Below are 3,178 nucleotides of genomic sequence, written 5' to 3'. Positions count from 1 at the left end.
GGCGCGGGGGCGAGGGCGGCGGCAGTTGCGAGTGCTGCGGGGACTGAAGGACTCACCCCGCCAAGGTAACGCGCAATGTCCGATTTGCCCGCAATTCCGAGCCCTCCGCGCCGCTCGTGTCCTCGCCGCGCGAAACCGCCGCCCGTTCCGGGAGCGGGCAGGCCCAACGACCCGGGTTCCAGGGGCGGGGCGAGGCGAGGCGACGGCCCGCGTCAGGGGCCCGGGAAGGCAGGCACCCGGGCCGAGGCAGGAGCCCGGCAAGGCGGGGACCGGCGAAGCAGGCGCCCGGCAAGACAGGTACCCGGCGTCAGGCGCCCGGCGTCACACCTCCGGGCGCAGCATCGGTGGGTTCAGGAGTGTCGCGCCGCCTGCCCTGAAGAGCTGGGCCGGGCGGCCGCCCTGACGGGTCGTCGTGCCGCCGGTCGGGACGAGGAAGCCGGGCGTGCCGGTCACCTTGCGGTGGAAGTTCCGCGGGTCCAGGGCCACGCCCCAGACCGCCTCGTACACCCGGCGCAGCTCCCCCACCGTGAACTCCGGCGGGCAGAACGCGGTGGCGAGCGAGGAGTACTCGATCTTGGAGCGGGCCCGCTCCACGCCGTCCCCGAGGATGCGCGCATGGTCGAAGGCCAGGGAGGCGGTCGGTTCGCCGTCGCGGGCGAGGCCGTTCTCCTGCCCGAGGAGGGTCTCGACCGGGGCCCACCGCGCGCTGTGCGCGTCGCCGCCCGCGCGCGGCGCCGGCAGATCGGGGGCGAGCACCAGGTGCGCCACGCTGACGACCCGCATCCGCGGGTCCCGCTTGGGGTCTCCGTACGTGGCGAGCTGTTCGAGGTGGGCACCGGGGAACAACTGCGGGCCCGCCGGACCGTGGGCGTGCAGACCGGTCTCCTCGGCGAGCTCCCTCGCCGCCGCGGTCTCCAGGTCCTCGTCGGCCCGCACGAATCCGCCGGGCAGGGCCCACCGGCCCGGGAACGGTGGCTCACCGCGGCGAACGGCCAACGCGCACAACGCGTGCCTGCGCACGGTGAGCACGACCAGGTCGACGGTGACGGCGAACGGAGGGAAGGCCGACGGGTCGTAGGGAGGCATGCCGCGATCATAGTCGTCCGCCTGACGATAAACAGGCCGTCCGCTGCTTCACGCCCCCAGTTGCAGGCCATCCGCCGCCTCCTCCACCATTCCCAGGCCACGGCCGCTGACATGTACGGCAAAAGGCCGCTCCGCGACGGTCAGGCCGGTGAGGTGCAGGGCGCCCAGGGGTGTACCGGCGACGGGGCGCACGGAGAGCGTGCCGCCGGGCACATCGGGGCGGATGCCCGCGAGCGCGACCAGGGCGTGCACCGCGCCGGCCGCCGCCACCGCCGCCGGGCGGCAGGCCGTGGGGTGTGCCACGGGAGCGCCGTCGCCCGTGCGCTGCTGTCCCGAGTACATCTCCGGGAGGCGGTACCCGAAGGTCTCCGCGGCGTCCAGCAGTCCTCGGATCAAAGAGGTCGCCGCCGTTTCGTGGCCTGCGGCGGCCAGGGCCGCGGCGGCGACGGCGGTGTCCTGCACACGGACCGCTCCGCTGCGGTGGCCGAAGGGGTTGTAGCCGTCCTCCTTGCCGCCGAGGCCGCGCAGGCCCCAGCCGGTGTCCAGGGCAGGGCTGTTCAGCAGTCTCGCCACCTGCTCCGCGCGGGTGCTGTCGAGCAGACCGGGGGCGAAGGTGCCGGCACCGAGCAGGCCGGTGTCGAGGAGGTGCGCGGCACCGGCGACGAGGCGCGTGAGCGGCCGGCCGTCGGGGGCGCACAGGGCCGCGGGGCGGCCGCCGCCCGCGTCGTCGATCCAGAACCCGTCGCGGAAGCGCCGGCGCAGCGCGGCGGCCCATTCGCGGAGCGCGTCGCCTCCGGGGCGGTTGCAGGCGTCGAGGAGATCGGCGCCCAGCAGCGCGGCGCGGTGGGCGTGGGCCTGTGTTTCGCTGCGGTACGGGCCGGTCGGGGCCGGGTCCGGTACGCAACCTCCGGTGGCCGGGGACTCGGCGGCCTGCTCCGTCGTACGGCACAGCCAGGTCAGGCACCGTTCGGCGGCGGGGAGCAGGCGCTCCACTTCAGGGGCCGGCAGGCCCCAGCGGCGGGCTTCGGCGAGGACGGTCGGGAACAGCAGGGTCGCCTCGACGCCGGTGCAGCTGGGTGGCGAATGAGGGCCTGCGTCGCGCAGCGGGCCGGGAATTCGGCCGAATTCCGGTCCAGGGGCGGCGTGCTGGGTGCGGGCGAGGACGCGGAGGGTGCTCGCCGCGAGTCCGGTGCCCAGCGGAAGGAGCATGCGGGCGGCGGACAGAGACTCGGCCGGGGCCGGGGTGCAGCGCCAGGGGACGCCGGCGGCGAGGCAGGCGTCGGCGGGCACCGCGGGGTCCCGGACCAGAAGGCCGTGGAGATCGTCGAGAGCGGTCGCGAGCAACGTACCGGCTCGTGGGTCCTCGCACTGGAGCCGGGCCAGGGACCAGGGGCGCGGCGGGCGGGCGGCGCTCGGTCCGGCGGCGGGGACGGCGCTGCCGCGGGAGGCCGGGTGCGCCGGTGCGGTGGTGCCGCTGCGGATGCGGAGCTCGATGGTGCGGTGGGCGCCGGGCGGCAGATGCAGCCCCCAGCGCAGCAGCCCGGCCGCCGCGAGCGCGTCGTCGGGCGGCGGGTCCGCGGTCACGGTGGCGTGGACCGAGTCGCTGGTCCAGCGGAGGCCGGCGTCGTGGACGGAGGCGGGCAGATCGGGCCCCGGGAGTCCGCCGGCGACGGCGCCCAGTTCGGCGAGGTCGGTGGCGAAGGTGATTTCTAGCGGGAGACGCAGCGCCCGGCGGGTGTGGTTGTACAGCGTGATGCGTTCGGTGCCGTCGGCGTTCCGGAGGCGCTCGACCAGGAGGCCGGGGTCGGGTCCGGGGTCGTGCGGCGTGCGGAGCGTGCCGGTGAAGCGGGCGCGGTCGGCGGCGAGCGGTCTGGCCTGCACGGTGAGCGGCTGAGCGCCGGCCACCCGCAGGACGCAGCGGGCGAGCACGCGTCTGCCGGAGCGGTAGAAGCCCTCCATCCCCCGGCCGGTGAGCTGGCCGTCGGTGGTGGCGGAGATCGCGAGCGCGGGCAGCGCGACGCAGATCAGGGCCGTGTGGACGGGTTGCGGCCCGGGAGTCCGGGGAGCGGGCGCGGCGCGCTGCCGTGCGGGG

2 protein-coding genes are annotated in these 3,178 nt (G+C 76.2%); both read right to left on the bottom strand.

What is annotated here, in order from left to right:
• Positions 1-321: 321 nt before the first annotated feature.
• Positions 322-1,086, bottom strand: a complete 765-nt coding sequence (locus CCS38_RS15490; protein WP_030260778.1) for an NUDIX hydrolase — start codon at positions 1,084-1,086, stop codon at positions 322-324.
• A gap of 48 nt (positions 1,087-1,134) precedes the next feature.
• Positions 1,135-3,178, bottom strand: a 2,044-nt coding sequence (locus CCS38_RS15485) for a glycogen debranching N-terminal domain-containing protein (protein ID WP_372457082.1), incomplete at its 5' end; no start/stop codon positions are given.

The sequence above is a fragment of the Streptomyces purpurogeneiscleroticus genome, from assembly GCF_020024005.1.
Taxonomy (GTDB): domain Bacteria; phylum Actinomycetota; class Actinomycetes; order Streptomycetales; family Streptomycetaceae; genus Streptomyces; species Streptomyces purpurogeneiscleroticus.
The sequence above is the reverse complement of the archived record's forward strand: the minus strand, read 5'-3'. Positions and strand labels throughout refer to the sequence as shown.

Coding starts and splice junctions, on each gene's coding strand:
- CCS38_RS15490 (WP_030260778.1), bottom strand. CDS start 1,086: ATGCCTCCCTACGACCCGTCGGCCTTCCCTCCGTTCGCCGTCACCGTC.